The following is a 17,719-nucleotide window of genomic DNA, read 5'->3' on the forward strand; positions in this document are numbered from 1 at the left end:
TGGCTTAGTTTAAACGTGTTATATTAAATCTGCTAATTCTGTTCCTATCAAACTTCCTATTGCTACTCCCATTCCACCCAAACGCACTCCGCAAAAGACATTTTCGGACAACTGCGTAACGATTGGATTCTTGCTGTTTCCAATACCCATTATACCGCTCCACCAATGTTCAATTTGAAAATTTTGATGTGGCAAAATTACATTAATAAGTAAATTCTGCAATTTATTTTGAACAATTTTCGTCTGACCAAATTCTGTTGTGTTTTCAGCTTCAAAATCCAGATTTCTACCGCCTCCTAATAAAATTCTATTTCCGATATTTCTAAAATAATAATAACCACGATCAAGATGAAAAGTTCCTTTAATATCCAAACCTTCAATTGGTTTTGTTATTAAAACCTGTGCTCTCGCAGGTTTTACAGCTCCATTTGTCAAAGATTCTGCAAAACCGTTGGTTGCAAAAAGTAATTTTTTAGAACTAAAACTAAAATCATTCAGCACCACTTCAACATGGTTACCGGCATCCGTATAAGAAGTTACAGTTTGCTGATTCAGAATTAGAATATTAGCTGCAACAGCCTGTTTGAGCAATTCCTGCATCAAGTTTCCGGTATCAATCTGTGCTTCAAACGGATTAAAGACCAAATATTCGTGAATATTTTGAAATCCAAAACGATCAATTTCTTTTGCAAAAACATCTGCTTTAAAAATTGGTTTTAAAACTTCATTTATAAAAGGAATTTTAGAAATACACTCATTAAACCCGGATTCATCCTCTTTCAAAAATAATTCATAGCCTCCATAGGGCCTAAAATCCATTATATCATCCCCAAGTCTTTTTCGAAGCTGCTGCAAACCCTGCCAGCGCTTTTCTATCAGTTCGACAACATCTTCTTCGGTATGCGTTTTTAAGTCTTCCATAATTTCAGAAATACTTCCAAAACAGGCAAAACCGGCATTTTTTGTACTAGCGCCCTGTGGCAGCATTCCTTTTTCTAATACGAGAATTTTTGCAGTTGGAAATCTTTCGCGCAAACGTAATGCAGTATGAAGCCCTACAATTCCGCTCCCGACTATGGTGTACTCTACATTTGTAAACCAGTTTTTCAATTCCCAATAACTTAGTTCCATTTTTGTCCTAAAATAAATTCCAATCCCTTAAATTCCAATTTCCAATTTAGGAAATAAATTTGAAACAAAAATTTCAACCCTTGATTAAATTCAATTTTTAATTTCTAAAAAATTATCAAAAAACAATTCGTGAATTCGTGGCGAATAAAATTTAAAGGCAACATTTTTGGAATTTGGAATTTCATACTTGGAATTTTAACAATAAATTGGAATTTGAAATTTAACTAATCTGAGCTTAAATGTTGTAATTTTAGCACTGCAAAAAATAGAATTTTATTATGAAAAAAGTATTATTTATAACCTTAATAATGATGAGTTTAAATGCTATAGGACAAAATGTAATGTCGCAGGAATTGTTATGGAAATTAGGAAGAGTGACTCCACTTGGAATTTCAAAAGACGCAAAAAATATTGTTTTTAAGGTTTCTACCCCTTCTGTGGAGGAAAACAAATCGCATTCTAAATTTTATATTATTCCTTTAAATGGAGGAAATACAACTGAAATTAAAGATACTAAAGACATTTTAGCCGATAAAAACATTTCGCCTGACGGAAAATATTTGGTTTATAATGAAGAAGTAAAAATTGACAAAGTTTTAGGAAAAGATTTTTATCCAAATCTTGAAAAATCGGATGTACAAATTTATGATGGTCTGGATTATCGCCACTGGGATACCTGGAACGAGGGAAAATTTAATCATGTTTTTTATAAGGAAAATAAAGACGATGCAAAAGGAATTGACATTTTAAAAGGTGAAAATTTTGACAGTCCTCAAAAACCTTTTGGAGGCGACGAAGATTATATCTGGTCTCCGGACAGCAAAAACATTTTGTATGTGTGTAAGAAAAAAGCAGGAACCGAATATGCTATTTCAACAAACACGAATATTTACGAGTACAATTTAGAGACTCAAAAAACAATAAACAGAACTGAGGATAATTTGGGTTATGATATGGCTCCGCAATTTTCTCCAACAGGAAATTTATCATGGCTGCAAATGAAACGCGATGGTTACGAAACTGATAAAAATGATATAATTGTTGAGTTTAAAGGAATCAAACAAAATTTAACCGCAAACTGGGACGGAACTGTAGATAGTTTCATCTGGAGCAAGGATGGTAAAAATGTTTATTTTACAGCTCCTGTGGACGGTACAAAACAGCTTTTTATTGTCAATTTTCCGGGAGTTACCCGAATTGCAATTACGGTTCGTCAATTGACAAATGGTGATTTTGACGTTAATGATTTAGTTGGCTTAGCTGGCGATGACATTATTGTAACACGATCTGATATGAATCATGCTTCGGAAATTTATTCTTTTAATTTGAAGAAAAACACCTGGAAACAATTATCAAATATCAATACAGAAACATACAAATCACTAACATTAAGCAAAACCGAAAAGCGTTACGTGACTACTACTGACGGCAAAAAAATGCTGGTTTGGGTAATTCTGCCTCCAAATTTTGATGCTTCAAAAAAATATCCAACATTATTGTTTTGTCAGGGAGGACCGCAAAGTGCATTAACACAATCGTATTCTTTCCGTTGGAATTTCTCTTTGATGGCTGCTAAAGGTTATGTGGTGGTTGCTCCAAATCGTCGTGGAATGCCGGGTCATGGTGTAGAATGGAATGAGCAGATCAGTAAAGACTGGGGAGGTCAGGTGATGGATGATTACCTCTCTGCAATTGATGATGTTGCCAAAGAAAACTACGTTGACAAAAACCGTTTAGGATGTGTGGGAGCCAGCTACGGAGGATATTCGGTATTTTATCTGGCCGGAATTCATAAAAACCGTTTTAAGACTTTTATCGCTCATGACGGTGTTTTTAATACACAGAGTATGTTTGGAACTACCGAAGAAGTTTTCTTCAATAACTGGGATTTTGGCGGAGCTTACTGGGAAAAAGACAATGCTGTAGCGCAAAAAGCATACACAACTTTTAACCCGGCAACTTTGGTTGGAAACTGGAACAAACCCATTTTAATTGTTCAGGGCGGAAAAGATTTTCGTGTACCAATCGGACAAAGTCAGGAAGCGTTTCAGGCAGCACAGTTAAGAGGTATCAAGAGCCGTTTGCTATATTTTCCTGATGAAAATCACTGGGTTTTAAAACCGCAAAATGCACAGGTTTGGCAAAACGAATTTTTTAAATGGCTGAACGAAACCCTTTAATTAAAATACAAAATACTATTAGCCACAGATTAAGGTCTGTGGTTATTTTTTTAAAGAAAGTTTGGCTTTTTAAAACAGAAAATATTGAATAAATTGCAGTAGTAATCATTTCAAAAAACAAATCCCTTACGATCATTTATGGAAAGCAAAAGAAGCTATATGCCCATTAAAGTACTTTTCGGTTACCTTGCCCTGGTTGCATTAGTCGTAATTGTGGGATGGTTTTTATATTCTGAAAATGCGATTTACAACAAACTAGAAGATAAAATAGCTTTTGAAAAAACAAAAATATTAAAAGTCAGCAAACTTTTTTCTAACGTATATAAAACAGAAAGTTTAGCCCGAAAAACAATTCAGAACAACTCTGAAAAAGACTTTAAAAGTTATTTGACTGAAACCGATTCTTTGCGATCCCGAATCGACACGCTCAAACAAATTGTAACTACAGACTACCAAAAGGTTTTGTTAGACAGTGTTACTTATTTATTATCTGAAAAAACAGATAACATCAGACAATTAAAAACGATAAAAAACAAAGCCGAAGATGAAGTTTCTGTAAACACAGCTATTGATGAAATTACCAAAATGGAGTTTAAACTCCGAAAACTGGAACTTGAGGATTTTACCAGGAGCCCGAATGATTTAGGAAGTTATCAGCGAAATGTACTGCAAAAATACGTTGATTACCTCAACCAGAATATTCCGGATGACAGCACCAATACGCTTACCAAACAAGCTTCTGATTCTATTTTGGCCAATTCAAAAAAACTGCTGAGCGATGTAAAACAAAAAGCCGAAAAGAAAAAAGAATCTTTAAATTTTGAAGAAAACAAACTGCTTAAAAATGAAATTGCCATTTCTGAACAACTCCGAAAAGTACTTCGGATAATTGAGAGGGAAATCATCATTAATTCGATAAAAAACAATTCATTAAAAGAGAAATCACTTAAAAAAGTAAATGAAATTGTTACAGCTTCGGCCATTATTGGTTTACTGTTAACAGTCGTCTTCTCGATTATAATTGTAAGCGATTATTCGAAATCGCAATTGTATAAAAAACAGTTGGAAATTGCCAATTTTAAAACCAAAAATCTGCTTAAAAGCCGCGAGCAGCTTATTTCAACAGTGAGTCATGATTTAAAAACTCCGTTGAGCACCATTGTTGGGTATTCAGAACTTTTGGGCAATTCTGATGTGAATACGAAACAATCTTATTTTATCAAAAACATAAAGAATTCCTCAGAATATATTACCCAGCTGGTTCAGGATTTATTGGATTTCTCTCAAATTGAGGCGGGAAAAATTACGATTGAAAAAGTTCCCTTTTCATTATCTGAAATCATTGATGAAGTTGCTAAAAGTATTCAGACCGTTTACAAACAAAAAAACATTGACCTGATTATTAATATTGATGAAAAACTGAACTCAAAAATTGTTGGAGATCCGTTTCGCTTAAAACAAATTTTGAGCAACATAATCGGAAATGCCTATAAATTTACAGAACAGGGTTTTATAAGAATCAGTGCTTATATTGTCGAAGAGAATGACTTTTTTGCCATTAATATTGAAGATTCGGGTATTGGAATCGAAAAGAAAAACCAGAAACTTGTATTTGAAGAATTTGCCCAGGCCAATGAAAACATCGAAAAACAATACGGCGGAACTGGTTTAGGATTGGCCATCTGTCAAAAAATCATTTCGATTTTAGGCGGAAAATTAAACCTCGAAAGCACTTTTGGAGAAGGAAGTACTTTTAAAATCAAACTTCCGCTGTTATTCGATACAAGTGCAATTTTACCTGACAGAGGGCAACAAGAAATTATTTTGAACTCTGAAAAATTGACTTTTATTGTTCTGGATGACGATATTAATTTACTGAATTTAACCACAACTGTTTTAAAACAGCAAAAGCATCAGGTCTTATCATTTACTCATGCAGCCCAAGCATTAGAAACCATTCGAAATACTGATTTTGATTTTATTATTACAGACATTCAAATGCCTAAAATTGATGGTTTTTTGTTTGTTAAAAAATTAAAAAATGAAACCAATTCATTTTTTAATAATCAACCCATTATTGCTATAACAGGACGAACAGATTTAGATTTTTCTACTTATACAAATGCCGGTTTTTCAACAGTCATAAACAAACCCTATTCTCCAAAAATTTTGCTTGAAACCATTCAAAAAGTCCTGAACAAAACCATAACTCATGAAGATAATATTATCAAAACGGAAGAGCAGGTTTCTTCAAAAAATTATTCTTTAGAAACTTTAAAAGAGTTTTTGGGCAATGATGCTGAATCAGCAAAAGAGTTCATCAGATCATTTATAGAAAATACAAAACTAAATTTAAAGGCTTTAGAAAATGCTGTTCAGGAAAGAAACATTGCCGAAATAAATTCACTTGCACATCGTATTGCTCCAATGTTCAGGCAAATTCAGTCAGATGAAATTGGAACAATACTGAAAAAATTAGAACAAAATGATTTAGAAAATTCGAATTTAGAATCTCTTTATAGTGCTTTAAAATCTAAAATTGATTTACTTTTTGACACTTTAAAAAGAGAAATCCTTTAATCAATATTGTATTGTTTCAATTTGTTATAAAGTGTTTTTCTGGTAATTTTTAACAACTTTGCCGCTTCAGATTTATTATTTTGGGTTCTCGATAAAGCGTGAATAATCGTTTCTTTTTCATTTTCGGATAAAGAAAAACTGCCTGAACTACCAGTCTTTTCAGTCTGAAAAAATTCTATAGGTAAAACATCACTTTCGATAAAGTCTCCCTGAGATAAAAGTGTGGCTCGTTTGATACAATTTTGAAGTTCCCGCAAATTTCCGGGCCAATTGTATTTTTGAAAAATAGCTACTACTTCCGGCGAGAATCCAATAATGTCCTTATTTAACTGATGGTTTGCTTTTTCTAAAAAGTAATCTGCAAAAACCATTAAATCCTCTCCTCTTTCTGTTAATGAAGGTGATTGAATAGAGAACTCATTGATTCGGTGATACAAATCTTCTCTAAAATCTCCGTTTCTTACTGCACCTCGTAAATCTTCATTTGTTGCCGTAATAATCCGAATATCAACATCGATTTCTTTATTACTTCCAACCGGTTTTATTTTTCGCTCCTGAAGTGCTCTTAGTAACTGAATCTGATTTTCGTAAGAAAGATTTCCTATTTCATCCAAAAAAATAGTTCCGCCATTTGCTGCTTCAAAATACCCTGTTTTATCGCTTATGGCTCCTGTAAAAGATCCTTTTAAATGTCCGAAAAATTCACTGGCTGCCAATTCTTTAGGAATCGCACCACAGTCAACAGCGATAAAATTATTGTTTTTTCGATGGCTTTGCTGATGAATACTTTTGGCAATAATTTCTTTTCCGGTGCCGCTTTCGCCAATAATCAGAACAGACATATCGGTAGGACTGACCAGTTTGATATGCTCTAATAATTTTTTGGAAGCAACAGAAATTCCTTTTACAAACTCATTTTCGGAAGAAGCCTCCTTCGCTGGAATTCTTTTTTCTTTTACTGTCTCTTTTTCAGCCGGAGCTGTCTGCAATGCGTTTGTAATAACCAATAAAACTTCATCAGGATTAAATGGCTTCGAGATATAATCTGAAGCTCCGTTTTTTATTGCTTTTACGGCAGTATTTACATCTGAGTAACCCGTCATGAGTATCACAGGGATTTCAGGATGCGAAGTTTTAAATTCAGTCATTAAAACAATACCGTCAGCATCAGGCAAACGAAGGTCTGTCAAAATCAAATCAAAAGATTCTTTTTTGATATATACTCGGGCTTCCGCTGCTGAGAAAGCAATAGTTACATCGAATGCTTTTTTTACCAGAAACTTTTCTAATAATTTGCAAAATGAAATATCGTCTTCTATTAATAATATCTTCGGCATGTTCTTTTTGGGACTTTTTTGCTAAAATACCACTATTTAAAGTAGAATTTCACAAATTTATGCAAAAAAAAGAGACTGCTAAAAGCAATCTCTTTTCACCAAAAACATAAATCTAATTCACCTAATTATATCTTCAACCAGTTTCCATTGACATCTGAATAAACAGTAGCCTTTTGGTCTCCAACTGCTATATCTAATTTGTATTCTTTTTTCTCGTTTACAAATGCTTTCTCAAGCTTTACTCCCGGATATGCGGTTTCTAATGCTTTTTTTACAGCATCCGGAACTTCATCCGTTTTAACTTCTTTATACTCTGATTGAAAATTTACAGACGTTTTTACAGGGTCAACATTACTACTTGTAGTTGCGTAAATTGACAAACTTCCTAAAACAATAGCTGCTGATAAGATTAACTTTTTCATAATGCTGATTTTTAAAATTATTTTTTAATAATATTTCCTGAAGCATCTGTAAAAACAGTATACTTTTTATCTCCACTTGAAATTTCCAGTTTGTACTCGTTTTTTGCGTTTTTGTACACTTTTTCAAGTTTAGTATTTGGAAAAGATTTTTCGACTGTAGCTTTTACAGCTGCCGGAACTGCATCTGAAGCAACTTCGGTATATTCATCCTGAACAACAATCGAATTAACAGTTGAAGCTGTTCCTGCCGGAATAGCTGCCTGAACCGATAACCCTCCCAGAATAATTGCTGCAGATAAGATTAGCTTTTTCATAATTAGTGGTTTTATTTGAGTTATTTTTTAAGGATATTTCCTTTGTCATCGGTATAAACAGTAGACTTTTCACCTCTTACTGTTATCTCGATTTTATACTCTTTTTTATCGTTTACGAATGCCTTATCGAGTTTCACACCCGGATAAGCATTATCTAAACCCGTTTTAACGGCAGCAGGTACTGCGTCAACTTCTTTGTATTCGTCCTGAATTATTGATTTGACAACTGTATTTCCTGAACTTATGGCAGCTGCCTGAATTGACAAGCCTCCTAAAAGGATAGCTGCTGAAAAGATTAACTTTTTCATGATAAATTGTTTTAAAGATTACCTCAAAATTATTTTTTAATCCAGGTTCCGTCAGCATTAGCAAACAGATTACCTACTTTGTCACCAACAGTAACATCTAATTTGTATTCTGATTTTGCATTTTTATATGCTTTTGAAAGTATAACATCCGGATATGCTTTTTTAAGTGCATCTATAATTGCTGTTGGAACTTCTTCTAATTTAACTTCGGTATATTCATCCTGAATAGAAATTGTTTTTACAATAGTATTTGATACTGAAGAAGTTGATGCAAATGAAGTTAAACCTCCCAAAACGATTGCGGCTGATAAAAATAAATTTTTCATAATGTGTATATTTTAATTATTAATAGTTGTTTTACACATTAGACAAAGAAATTATTATGCCGTAACCAAAACCACAAAGACAAAACCACTTAAGACACTGTATTTAAAGCAATTAAACAAATGTAAGCGTTTTTAAAAATAATAACAAGTGTATAATTTGTAAAAAAAGTGGGTAAAAAGTACACACAAAAGTGTTTCTGTAGTATTTATAAAATCAGTTCTTCAGAGTGCATTTTCAAAAAAACTAATAAATCTGTTAATAACCATCAAGACTTAATCTTGAATAATGATTAAAAACTAAAAAAAATCTGGAGTTAAGATAAGTTTCGTTTGCCATATAAAACCTACTTATTAACCAAGTATTTGATAAACAAAAAATTACCACATACATTAAAATCAGAAATAACACGTTATGAATAGAATAATAACACAAAAACACTCCTTAAAATCTTTTTTTAACATAATTACAAACAATTCTCAATAATTATCTCGTCAATATTAAAATGTTAAAATTAAATTGTAATTTTGCACCAAATTTTAAAATTGTAATATAAAATGAAAAAAATTATACTATTACTTGTTTTACTAGTAACAGTTGTAACAGTTAATGCTCAAACAAGCACTGACGAAAGTTTAACTGATGGCAATTTCAACAAATGGTCTATTGAATTAGCAGGTGGATTTAACAAACCACAAAACCCAATGAAATATTACACATCACCAATAAGCCCGTTTGTTGTTGATTTAGGAGTACGATACATGCTCAATAATAAATTTGGTTTGAAAGCTGATTTTGGTTACAACAGTTTTCAGGAAGAAAAAAACTCAACTCCTTTTGACACAAAATATTACAGATTTGACATTCAGGGTGTAGCCAATTTAGGGCGAATCATGAATTTTGAGACCTGGACAAAAACAATTGGTTTATTAGGACACACAGGTTTTGGCGCTGCCTATTTTGAAGACAAAAACTCTTCATTAAACGACAAAATGATTAATTTCGTCATTGGTGTAACCGGTCAGGTAAAACTATCTGACAGATTAGCTTTGACTGCAGACTTTTCAACTATTATGAATGCTCTTCAAAGTCACACATACGATGCAGCTGCACTAAATCCGGAGAAAGGTTTTAATGGAGCTTTATTTAATGGTACTATCGGTTTAACCGTGTACCTTGGCAAAAACCAAAAACACGCTGACTGGGTTACTATTATTAATAACGATATGCTTGTTCAAAGAGAAAGAATTGACGCTCTTGAAAAAATGTTAATCGATAGTGATAAAGATGGTGTAGCTGATTATTTAGATTTAGAGCCTAATACTATTGCCGGACTTATGGTAGACTCTAAAGGAAGAGCTGTTGATTTAAACAATAATGGCATCCCTGATGAATTAGAGAGTTACTTAACTAAAACTTACCCTAAAAATTCTAATGGTGATGAGGCAATAAGCGATAAAGAATCAATTACAAAATTAGTAAACGGAGGTTATGTTGCTGCTTATTTCGACTTCAACAAGTCTACACCAACAGATTCTTCTACGGATGGAATTAATTTTGTATTAAACTATTTAAGAAACAACCCTTCTGCAACTGTTGAAGTTACAGGCTATGCTGATGAGATTGGTAACACTTCATACAACGAAAAGTTAGCAAATGAAAGAGCAAACAATGTAAAAAACATTTTAACTAAGGCTAAGATTTCTTCTGAAAGAGTAACAGTTACCAGTGGTGGTATAGATGCTTCTGTAGACAAGGATTCTGCTTTAGCAAGAAAATTAGCAAGAAGAGTTACTTTTAAAATAAAAAACTAACGTAGTTTACATTTTATAAAATTCTAAAAATCAAAAGCTGTATCTTCATGATACAGCTTTTTTTTATTCAAATTAAACCTGTAAAATAAATCTCCTTTAAAAATCCCTACTAAAAGAGATAAGCCTCAAAAACAGCTTTAAAAAGCTTTTAATTCCCGATCAATAAGTATTTTGCAGCAAGTATCATCCGGCTTTCCGTTACAATCTTATGTTCGAACTCCGAGCCATAAGATTTTTTTACTTCTCACGAGCGAAGCGAGCTGGCATAGCAATCGGGGCTAAATGGGACCATTTTGCTTTTTTAACATCATTAGTAAAAATAATAATCCAATGTTAAACTACAGCCAACGGTTGAAACCGTGGAAGATAATTATAATCGAGTTCAGGTTTATAACAAACATGCAAAATGCAACATCAAGAAAACAAAAAAAATTGAAATTTTCTGGCAAATTATTCCGTTTCCGCTATCTAAAAATTAGATTAAATAATCGGCATTTTTTAGTTAAATCAAGACATAAAAAAACCTCATTTTTCAATGAGGTTTTTCAGAACATTTATTCAGGACTATTCATTTTGAAAGTGTCCATGAAAGCAGTTGTATAATCTCCTGCTATGTATTTTGGATCATCCATTAATTGTCTGTGGAAAGGTATTGTAGTTTTCACACCTTCAATTACAAATTCGTCAAGAGCTCTTCGCATTTTGCTGATAGCTTCTTCACGGGATTGCGCTGTTGTAATTAACTTTGCAATCATTGAATCGTAATTTGGCGGAATGCTATAACCAGAGTAAACGTGAGTATCTAAACGAACTCCGTGGCCTCCCGGCATATGAAGCGTAGTAATTTTTCCCGGTGACGGACGAAAATCATTATAAGGATCTTCAGCATTAATACGACATTCTATAGCATGTAATTCAGGTAAATAATTTTTTCCTGAGATCGGTATTCCGGCAGCTACCATAATCTGTTCACGGATCAAATCATAATCAATTACCTGTTCAGTAATTGGGTGCTCTACCTGAATACGGGTATTCATTTCCATGAAGTAGAAATTCCTGTGTTTATCCACTAAAAATTCTACTGTTCCCGCTCCTTCATATTTAATAAATTCAGCCGCTTTTACCGCAGCTTCACCCATTTTAGCACGTAATTCATCTGTCATGAAAGGCGAAGGTGTTTCTTCAGTCAGTTTTTGGTGACGACGCTGAACTGAACAATCTCTTTCAGAAAGGTGACAGGCTTTTCCGTAAGAATCTCCAACCACCTGAATTTCGATATGACGTGGTTCTTCAATAAGTTTCTCCATGTACATTCCGTCATTTCCAAAAGCAGCAGCAGCTTCCTGACGAGCGCTTTCCCACGCTTTTAAAAGCTCTTCTTCTTTCCAGATTGCACGCATTCCTTTTCCACCACCACCGGCAGTAGCTTTCATCATAACCGGATAACCAATTTCTTTAGCTACTTTTAGTGCATGCTCATAAGATTCTAATAATCCGTCTGAACCTGGTACGCAAGGTACTCCTGCTGCTTTCATTGTAGCTTTTGCAGAAGCTTTATCTCCCATTCGGTCGATCATTTCCGGAGCTGCACCAATAAATTTGATTCCGTGCTCCTGGCAAATTTTAGAGAATTTAGCATTCTCAGAAAGAAATCCGTATCCCGGATGTATTGCATCTGCATTTGTAATTTCTGCAGCGGCAATAATATTTGACATTTTTAAATACGATAAGTTACTTGGAGGAGGTCCAATACAAACCGCTTCATCAGCAAACTTAACGTGTAAGCTTTCTGCATCGGCTGTAGAGTAAACTGCTACAGTTTTAATTCCCATTTCCTTGCATGTACGAATTACACGTAGTGCAATTTCTCCTCTATTCGCAATTAATATTTTTTTAAACATCTTATTTTAATTAGATAATTAGACAATTTGATAATTAGATAATTTTAGATGATTAACAAAATTTTCTTTCGAACCATTCTAAAATCTAAAATCTAAAATCTAAATTTATTTATGATGGATCAACTAAAAATAAAGGTTGGTCAAATTCTACAGGAGACATATCGTCAACAAGAATTTTTACAATTTTACCTGAAACTTCTGATTCGATTTCGTTGAATAATTTCATTGCTTCAATTACACAAAGAACATCACCTTTAGCTATTGTGCTTCCTACTTCAGTGAAAACCGGTTTATCTGGAGATGGTTTTCTGTAGAATGTTCCAATAATTGGAGATTTTATAGTAATGAATTTAGAATTTTCAACAGGAGCAGCTGCTTCACTATTTACATTTACAACTACCGGTGCAGTTTGCTGAGGAGCAACTGCTTGCGGCAATGCAGCCTGAGCTGGTAATTGCTGTACATAAGTAGCTTCAGTTACATTTGTTTCTAAAGTTGTTCTAATTGTGATTTTTACATCATCCATTTCTAACTTTACCTCTGCAACTCCCGAATTTGCTACAAATTTGATTAGGTTTTGAATTTCTTTTAAATCCATAATGGTTTGTTTTTAGTTTTAATTTATTTCTTATCGTAAGCCCATTTTAAGTAAATAGATCCCCAAGTGAATCCACCTCCGAAAGCGGCAAAAATAACATTGTCTCCTTTTTTGAACTTGTGTTCAAAGTCGGCTAATACTAATGGCAAAGTTCCAGAAGTTGTATTACCATATCTTTCGATATTTACAAGCACTTTAGACTCATCTAAGTCTAATCTGCCGGCAGTAGCATCAATAATACGTCTGTTTGCCTGATGTGGCACTAACCAGCTTACCTCTTCTTTTGTCAAATTATTTCTTTGCAAAATTAATTCGCTTGCATCAGCCATATTAGTAACAGCATATTTAAATACTGTTTTACCATCCTGCATAATATTATGCTGTCTGTTTTTAACGGTTTCCTCAGAAGCCGGAATTAAGGAACCTCCTGCCGGAATTTTAAGAAAATCGCGTCCTACACCATCGCTTCGTAAATACTCATCCTGTAAACCTAAGCCTTCATAATTTGGCTCGAACAAAACCGCTCCGGCTCCATCACCAAAAATAATACAGGTAGATCTGTCTGTATAATCTACAATTGATGACATTTTATCAGCACCAATTAATAATACTTTTTTATAACGTCCTGATTGCACATAAGCTGCTGCAGTAGACATCCCGTATAAAAAACTCGAACAGGCAGCTTGTAAGTCGTAAGCAAATGCATTAGTAGCTCCAATTTCTGTAGCAACATGCACACCCGTCGCAGCCACCATCATATCCGGTGTCGCTGTTGCCATTATCACCATATCAATTTCCAATGGATCAATATTGGCTTTTGCTATTAAATCCTGCGCTGCTTTTATGGCAAGATAGGAAGTTCCTTTATCAGCATCTTTAAGAATTCTTCTTTCTTTTATTCCGGTACGGGTAGTAATCCATTCATCATTGGTATCGACCATTGTTTCTAGTACTTTGTTAGAAAGTACAAAGTCAGGAACGTATCCTCCAACAGCGGTAATTGCGGCTGTGATTGTATTCATTATATTCTATTATTTCCTCTCAAATACGGCGTATTTGAAAAATTTTTAAAAGACTTGAAAATTACAAAAAAAAATCTAAACGTATTGTCGTAAATTTCTTTAAAAAAGAAAGTTATAACAAACAAAAAAAACTCTCACATAGTGAGAGTTCTCATATCATTTACAAAAACGTATTAAGCAACCGCTTCAGATTTATCGATAACAACTTGCCCTCTGTAATACATTTTACCTTCATGCCAGTAAGCTCTGTGGTATAAATGTGCTTCTCCAGTAATTGGACATGTAGCGATTTGAGCTACAGTAGCTTTATAATGTGTTCTTCTCTTATCTCTTCTTGTTTTCGAGATTTTTCTCTTAGGATGTGCCATTTTACTATATTATTTATCCGTTAATAGTTTTTTTAATTTGTCCCAACGCGGGTCAATATCTTCTTCTTGTTTACTCTCTTCTTTTTGTTCTTTAACTGTTAACTCATTTAGTTTTGCCAGGGCTTCCGTTTGCAAAGTTCCATCTTTTACACCGGGATGAATTCTTTTTTGCGGAATTGACAATGCAATCATTTCATAAATGTATTGCGCTACATCCAATTCAAATTCACCATGAGGCAAGATTAACAATTCTTCATTGTCATTATTAAACTCATCTCCAAAACGAACAATAAGTTTCATCTTTCCTTTTATAGGCAAATCAAAATCTTCACTGGTCAGATCACAAGGCACATTAACCGTTCCTTTATGTTTGAAATCCAACTCCAGCATATTGCTTTTCTTATCTAAAACTAAACTGACTTTGATATCCGAATTTTGAAACTCATCATAATCAAAGTCCTCAAAGAACTTCTTACTTATTTGATACTCAAAATGGTGTTTCCCTAGCTTTAATCCCACGAAAGGAATTAAAAATTCTTTTGTTTTGCTCATTTCAACATCAATTTGTACAATTAGGCTCTAAAACTCAGATACCTGAATTGGGGTGCAAAGATATAAAATTATTATAAAACTAATAATCTTATTCACCTTTTTTTGTTTATAACTGTTTTTCTTTTATTTTAAGAGGTTTTGCGCTAATCTCTTCATATTGATTACGCGAACGAAAAATATCAATTGCAAGATAAACAGCTTCCTTAAACGAATTATAATCCGCCATATCTTTACCGGCAATATCATAAGCAGTACCGTGATCCGGCGAGGTTCTGATTCTGTTTAGGCCCGCTGAATAATTTACTCCTTTTCCGAATGACAATGTTTTAAAAGGAATCAATCCCTGATCGTGATAGGTCGCCACAACGGCATCATATTTTTCATACTGACCACTACCAAAAAAGCCATCTGCCGGAAATGGCCCAAAAACCATAGTACCCTTTTCGAATATTTTCTTTAAAGCAGGTTTTAACACCAAATCATCTTCTTTTCCTATAACACCTCCATCACCTGCGTGCGGATTTAAACTTAACACAGCAATTTTAGGCTTTACAATACTAAAATCCTGAATTAGTGACTTTCTGATGGCTTCAATTTTTCTCGTAATTAGCTCTTCTGTTAAATGAGAAGAAACTTCATTTAAAGGAACATGGTCTGTCAGCAAACCTACTCTTAAATCATCATGAACCATCATCATTAAGGCATTACCTTCCAACTCCTGATCCAGATAATCTGTATGTCCCGGAAATTTAAAATCTTCTGATTGGATATTGTATTTATTTATTGGAGCTGTAACCAAAACATCAATATCCCCGTCTTTTAAAGCTTTTGTAGCAGCCACAAACGATTTTATAGCGTACTCCCCTATTTTTTCATCGTTTGTCCCTAAATTTATATCAACACTTTCTCTCCAAAGATTAAAAACATTCAGTTTACCAGGCACAACCTGATCTAACTTATCAACTCCATGAAACTGAACTGTAGAAGTAAAGCTTTTTTTAACGAAAGAAAGTATTTTGGCATTGGCAAAAATAACCGGCGTACACAGTTCCAACATTCGAGAATCTTCGAATGTTTTTAATATAACTTCGCTTCCAATACCGTTTAAATCTCCAATCGAAATCCCAACAATTATATTTTCTGCTTTTTTATTCATGAGCTCCAATTATTTATTACTAATTTTGATGTGCAAATTTAGTAAATAAAACCAACAATGTTCACAGGAATTATAGAAACCTTAGGAAGGATTCACGAAATACAAAAAGACCAAAATAATCTTCACATTACGGTCGATTCATCTATCACAAACGAATTAAAAATCGACCAAAGCGTATCCCATAATGGAATCTGCCTTACGGTTGTTGCTATAAATGACACTTTTTACACCGTAACAGCAATTGAGGAAACCATTTTAAAAACCAATATTGGAGACTGGAAAACCGGCGATATCGTTAATTTGGAAAGAGGAATGAAACTTGGCGACCGCCTTGACGGGCATATTGTACAAGGTCATGTAGACCAAACAGGAACCTGTATAAAAATAGAAGAAGCAAACGGAAGCTGGAATTACACTTTTGAATACGACAAAAATTTAAACAATATTACCATCGAAAAAGGCTCAATAACCGTAAATGGAGTTAGTTTAACAGTAGTAAATTCTAAAACAAACGAATTTAGTGTCTCTATAATACCTTATACTTTCGAGAACACGAATTTCAAAAATTTCGAAGTTGGAACTAAGATAAACTTAGAATTTGATGTAGTAGGAAAATACATTTCCAGACTCTACCCCATCAACAAATAAAAACAAAAACCTTCAAATAAAACAAAAGCTTCAGTTTATACTGAAGCTTTTGTTTTTAGTTTATGATTATATATTACATATATCCCTAATAAAATCGCAGCCAATATCAGAACCAGCAAACCAGCACCATCAATTGGCGCAGGAGGATTTGGTGGGCCAGCCATCACCACAGCACCTTTAGCCGTAGTAGCTGGTGGATCTGGTGGAGTTTCGGTCGCAAAAACGCTTAACACACCAAATAATACAAAAAAAACAGTCGCAATTTTATTTATTATTTTCATAAAAAACGAAATAATTTGAATCTTAACTTACCTTAAATTTGATTTAGAGATTTTAACGAAAGCGTGGTTCTTTCACAAAAAATCTGAAGCAAATATATTGCTTTTTATTTTAAAATAACTATGACATAAAAAAAGCTTCATAAAAAAATTATGAAGCTTTTTCTTTGTGGTCCCACCTGGGCTCGAACCAGGGACCACCTGATTATGAGTCAGGTGCTCTAACCAGCTGAGCTATAGGACCGGTTAAGAGTTTGCAATATTACTACTATTTTTTATTCGTTCCAAATATTTTGCACTATCATTTATACTTAAATTAAATATTAACAATTATTAATCAAAATCAAATTGATTATCAAGGAATTATTACAACATTAAAATTACCTTATTTCCTGACAAAGCTCAACCAAAACACTATTTGTGTTTTTAGGATGCAAAAAAACAACTAATTTATTATCCGCTCCTTTCTTAGGAATATCATTTATTAACACAAAACCTTCTTTTTTTAATCGTTCAATTTCTGCAAAAATATCATCGACATCAAAAGCAATGTGATGAATCCCTTCACCTTTTTTCTCCAGAAACTTTGCAATTGGACTTTCGGGATTCGTTGCCATTAAAAGCTCAATTTTATTTGTTCCGGTTTGAAAAAAAGAAGTCATGACACTTTCTGTTTCTACTATTTCTGTTTTGTAGGACGGAACGCCCAATAATTTTTCAAACAAAATATTAGCATCATCCATATTCTTAACTGCAATTCCTATATGTTCAATTTTATTTATCATA

18 protein-coding genes and 1 tRNA gene are annotated in these 17,719 nt (G+C 33.5%); 4 read left to right on the top strand and 15 right to left on the bottom strand.

Annotation, left to right across the window (positions count from 1 at the left end):
• Nucleotides 1-18: 18 nt before the first annotated feature.
• Nucleotides 19-1,131: an NAD(P)/FAD-dependent oxidoreductase gene (locus tag FLV_RS05560; RefSeq protein WP_243231704.1), complete on the bottom strand. Its 1,113-nt coding sequence runs from the start codon at nucleotides 1,129-1,131 to the stop codon at nucleotides 19-21.
• Nucleotides 1,132-1,409: 278 nt separating this feature from the next.
• On the opposite strand from FLV_RS05560, the gene FLV_RS05565 reads away from it, so the two are divergent.
• Both FLV_RS05565 and FLV_RS05570 read left to right on the top strand, forming a co-directional pair.
• On the top strand, nucleotides 1,410-3,311 hold the full coding sequence (locus tag FLV_RS05565) for a S9 family peptidase (protein ID WP_243231706.1): 1,902 nt from the start codon (nucleotides 1,410-1,412) through the stop codon (nucleotides 3,309-3,311).
• A gap of 138 nt (nucleotides 3,312-3,449) precedes the next feature.
• Nucleotides 3,450-5,891, top strand: coding sequence for a hybrid sensor histidine kinase/response regulator (locus FLV_RS05570; protein ID WP_243231710.1), 2,442 nt, complete (start codon nucleotides 3,450-3,452; stop codon nucleotides 5,889-5,891).
• On the opposite strand, the gene FLV_RS05575 is transcribed toward FLV_RS05570, so the two are convergent.
• The 5 genes from FLV_RS05575 to FLV_RS05595 all read right to left on the bottom strand — a co-directional run bounded on the left by FLV_RS05575 (nucleotide 5,888) and on the right by FLV_RS05595 (nucleotide 8,598).
• Nucleotides 5,888-7,228 carry a sigma-54-dependent transcriptional regulator gene (locus FLV_RS05575; protein ID WP_243231712.1) on the bottom strand — a complete coding sequence of 447 codons (1,341 nt, stop codon included), beginning with the start codon at nucleotides 7,226-7,228 and terminating at the stop codon, nucleotides 5,888-5,890. The two genes, FLV_RS05570 and FLV_RS05575, sit on opposite strands and share 4 nt — an antisense overlap.
• Nucleotides 7,229-7,353: 125 nt before the next feature.
• Complete coding sequence (locus FLV_RS05580; protein WP_243231714.1) at nucleotides 7,354-7,650, bottom strand: hypothetical protein; 297 nt, start codon at nucleotides 7,648-7,650, stop codon at nucleotides 7,354-7,356.
• 17 nt (nucleotides 7,651-7,667) lie between these two features.
• Entirely contained in the window at nucleotides 7,668-7,964 is a 297-nt protein-coding gene (locus FLV_RS05585) for a PepSY-like domain-containing protein (RefSeq protein ID WP_243231717.1), read from the bottom strand.
• A 20-nt stretch (nucleotides 7,965-7,984) separates the two neighbouring features.
• Nucleotides 7,985-8,272 carry a hypothetical protein gene (locus FLV_RS05590; RefSeq protein ID WP_243231719.1) on the bottom strand — a complete coding sequence of 96 codons (288 nt, stop codon included), beginning with the start codon at nucleotides 8,270-8,272 and terminating at the stop codon, nucleotides 7,985-7,987.
• Nucleotides 8,273-8,301: 29 nt separating this feature from the next.
• Nucleotides 8,302-8,598, bottom strand: coding sequence for a hypothetical protein (locus FLV_RS05595; protein WP_243231721.1), 297 nt, complete (start codon nucleotides 8,596-8,598; stop codon nucleotides 8,302-8,304).
• A 555-nt stretch (nucleotides 8,599-9,153) separates the two neighbouring features.
• Here FLV_RS05595 and FLV_RS05600 point away from each other — a divergent pair.
• Entirely contained in the window at nucleotides 9,154-10,410 is a 1,257-nt protein-coding gene (locus FLV_RS05600; protein ID WP_243231723.1) for an OmpA family protein, read from the top strand.
• A gap of 554 nt (nucleotides 10,411-10,964) precedes the next feature.
• On the opposite strand, the gene accC is transcribed toward FLV_RS05600, so the two are convergent.
• From accC to pdxA, 6 genes are all read right to left on the bottom strand, one after another.
• Nucleotides 10,965-12,311 (bottom strand): acetyl-CoA carboxylase biotin carboxylase subunit, encoded by a 1,347-nt coding sequence (accC, locus tag FLV_RS05605; RefSeq protein ID WP_243231725.1) that lies wholly within the window; start codon nucleotides 12,309-12,311, stop codon nucleotides 10,965-10,967.
• Nucleotides 12,312-12,420: 109 nt separating this feature from the next.
• On the bottom strand, nucleotides 12,421-12,909 hold the full coding sequence (gene accB, locus FLV_RS05610; protein WP_243231727.1) for an acetyl-CoA carboxylase biotin carboxyl carrier protein: 489 nt from the start codon (nucleotides 12,907-12,909) through the stop codon (nucleotides 12,421-12,423).
• A gap of 23 nt (nucleotides 12,910-12,932) precedes the next feature.
• Complete coding sequence (locus FLV_RS05615) at nucleotides 12,933-13,931, bottom strand: beta-ketoacyl-ACP synthase III (RefSeq protein ID WP_243231729.1); 999 nt, start codon at nucleotides 13,929-13,931, stop codon at nucleotides 12,933-12,935.
• Between the two features lie 173 nt (nucleotides 13,932-14,104).
• Nucleotides 14,105-14,299, bottom strand: coding sequence for a 50S ribosomal protein L32 (gene rpmF / locus FLV_RS05620; RefSeq protein ID WP_031455170.1), 195 nt, complete (start codon nucleotides 14,297-14,299; stop codon nucleotides 14,105-14,107).
• Nucleotides 14,300-14,308: 9 nt separating this feature from the next.
• The gene (locus FLV_RS05625; protein ID WP_243231731.1) at nucleotides 14,309-14,851 is read right to left on the bottom strand and encodes a YceD family protein; all 543 of its coding nucleotides are present in this window, start codon (nucleotides 14,849-14,851) and stop codon (nucleotides 14,309-14,311) included.
• Between the two features lie 106 nt (nucleotides 14,852-14,957).
• A complete protein-coding gene (gene pdxA / locus FLV_RS05630; RefSeq protein ID WP_243231733.1) occupies nucleotides 14,958-16,007 on the bottom strand; it encodes a 4-hydroxythreonine-4-phosphate dehydrogenase PdxA in 1,050 nt (349 codons plus the stop codon).
• 57 nt (nucleotides 16,008-16,064) lie between these two features.
• On the opposite strand from pdxA, the gene FLV_RS05635 reads away from it, so the two are divergent.
• Nucleotides 16,065-16,655 (top strand): riboflavin synthase, encoded by a 591-nt coding sequence (locus tag FLV_RS05635; protein ID WP_243231735.1) that lies wholly within the window; start codon nucleotides 16,065-16,067, stop codon nucleotides 16,653-16,655.
• 35 nt (nucleotides 16,656-16,690) lie between these two features.
• Here FLV_RS05635 and FLV_RS05640 read toward each other — a convergent pair whose 3' ends face one another.
• The 3 genes from FLV_RS05640 to mce form a co-directional block, all read right to left on the bottom strand.
• A complete protein-coding gene (locus FLV_RS05640; protein WP_243231737.1) occupies nucleotides 16,691-16,936 on the bottom strand; it encodes a hypothetical protein in 246 nt (81 codons plus the stop codon).
• A gap of 167 nt (nucleotides 16,937-17,103) precedes the next feature.
• Nucleotides 17,104-17,177, bottom strand: a tRNA-Ile gene (locus FLV_RS05645).
• 136 nt (nucleotides 17,178-17,313) lie between these two features.
• Nucleotides 17,314-17,718, bottom strand: a complete 405-nt coding sequence (gene mce / locus FLV_RS05650) for a methylmalonyl-CoA epimerase (protein WP_243231739.1) — start codon at nucleotides 17,716-17,718, stop codon at nucleotides 17,314-17,316.
• Between the last annotated feature and the right edge of the window lies 1 nt (nucleotide 17,719).

Origin of the sequence: Flavobacterium pectinovorum (assembly GCF_022802975.1) — a bacterium.
Lineage (GTDB): Bacteria > Bacteroidota > Bacteroidia > Flavobacteriales > Flavobacteriaceae > Flavobacterium > Flavobacterium pectinovorum_B.

What these genes read in the sequence shown, in the direction of transcription:
- accB (WP_243231727.1), bottom strand. Translation starts at nt 12,909, where the DNA reads ATGGATTTAAAAGAAATTCAAAACCTAATCAAATTTGTAGCAAATTCG.
- accC (WP_243231725.1), bottom strand. Translation starts at nt 12,311, where the DNA reads ATGTTTAAAAAAATATTAATTGCGAATAGAGGAGAAATTGCACTACGT.
- FLV_RS05625 (WP_243231731.1), bottom strand. Translation starts at nt 14,851, where the DNA reads ATGAGCAAAACAAAAGAATTTTTAATTCCTTTCGTGGGATTAAAGCTA.
- pdxA (WP_243231733.1), bottom strand. Translation starts at nt 16,007, where the DNA reads ATGAATAAAAAAGCAGAAAATATAATTGTTGGGATTTCGATTGGAGAT.
- FLV_RS05600 (WP_243231723.1), top strand. Translation starts at nt 9,154, where the DNA reads ATGAAAAAAATTATACTATTACTTGTTTTACTAGTAACAGTTGTAACA.
- FLV_RS05595 (WP_243231721.1), bottom strand. Translation starts at nt 8,598, where the DNA reads ATGAAAAATTTATTTTTATCAGCCGCAATCGTTTTGGGAGGTTTAACT.
- FLV_RS05560 (WP_243231704.1), bottom strand. Translation starts at nt 1,131, where the DNA reads ATGGAACTAAGTTATTGGGAATTGAAAAACTGGTTTACAAATGTAGAG.
- FLV_RS05580 (WP_243231714.1), bottom strand. Translation starts at nt 7,650, where the DNA reads ATGAAAAAGTTAATCTTATCAGCAGCTATTGTTTTAGGAAGTTTGTCA.
- mce (WP_243231739.1), bottom strand. Translation starts at nt 17,718, where the DNA reads ATGATAAATAAAATTGAACATATAGGAATTGCAGTTAAGAATATGGAT.
- FLV_RS05590 (WP_243231719.1), bottom strand. Translation starts at nt 8,272, where the DNA reads ATGAAAAAGTTAATCTTTTCAGCAGCTATCCTTTTAGGAGGCTTGTCA.
- FLV_RS05565 (WP_243231706.1), top strand. Translation starts at nt 1,410, where the DNA reads ATGAAAAAAGTATTATTTATAACCTTAATAATGATGAGTTTAAATGCT.
- FLV_RS05575 (WP_243231712.1), bottom strand. Translation starts at nt 7,228, where the DNA reads ATGCCGAAGATATTATTAATAGAAGACGATATTTCATTTTGCAAATTA.
- FLV_RS05585 (WP_243231717.1), bottom strand. Translation starts at nt 7,964, where the DNA reads ATGAAAAAGCTAATCTTATCTGCAGCAATTATTCTGGGAGGGTTATCG.
- FLV_RS05615 (WP_243231729.1), bottom strand. Translation starts at nt 13,931, where the DNA reads ATGAATACAATCACAGCCGCAATTACCGCTGTTGGAGGATACGTTCCT.
- FLV_RS05640 (WP_243231737.1), bottom strand. Translation starts at nt 16,936, where the DNA reads ATGAAAATAATAAATAAAATTGCGACTGTTTTTTTTGTATTATTTGGT.
- rpmF (WP_031455170.1), bottom strand. Translation starts at nt 14,299, where the DNA reads ATGGCACATCCTAAGAGAAAAATCTCGAAAACAAGAAGAGATAAGAGA.
- FLV_RS05570 (WP_243231710.1), top strand. Translation starts at nt 3,450, where the DNA reads ATGGAAAGCAAAAGAAGCTATATGCCCATTAAAGTACTTTTCGGTTAC.
- FLV_RS05635 (WP_243231735.1), top strand. Translation starts at nt 16,065, where the DNA reads ATGTTCACAGGAATTATAGAAACCTTAGGAAGGATTCACGAAATACAA.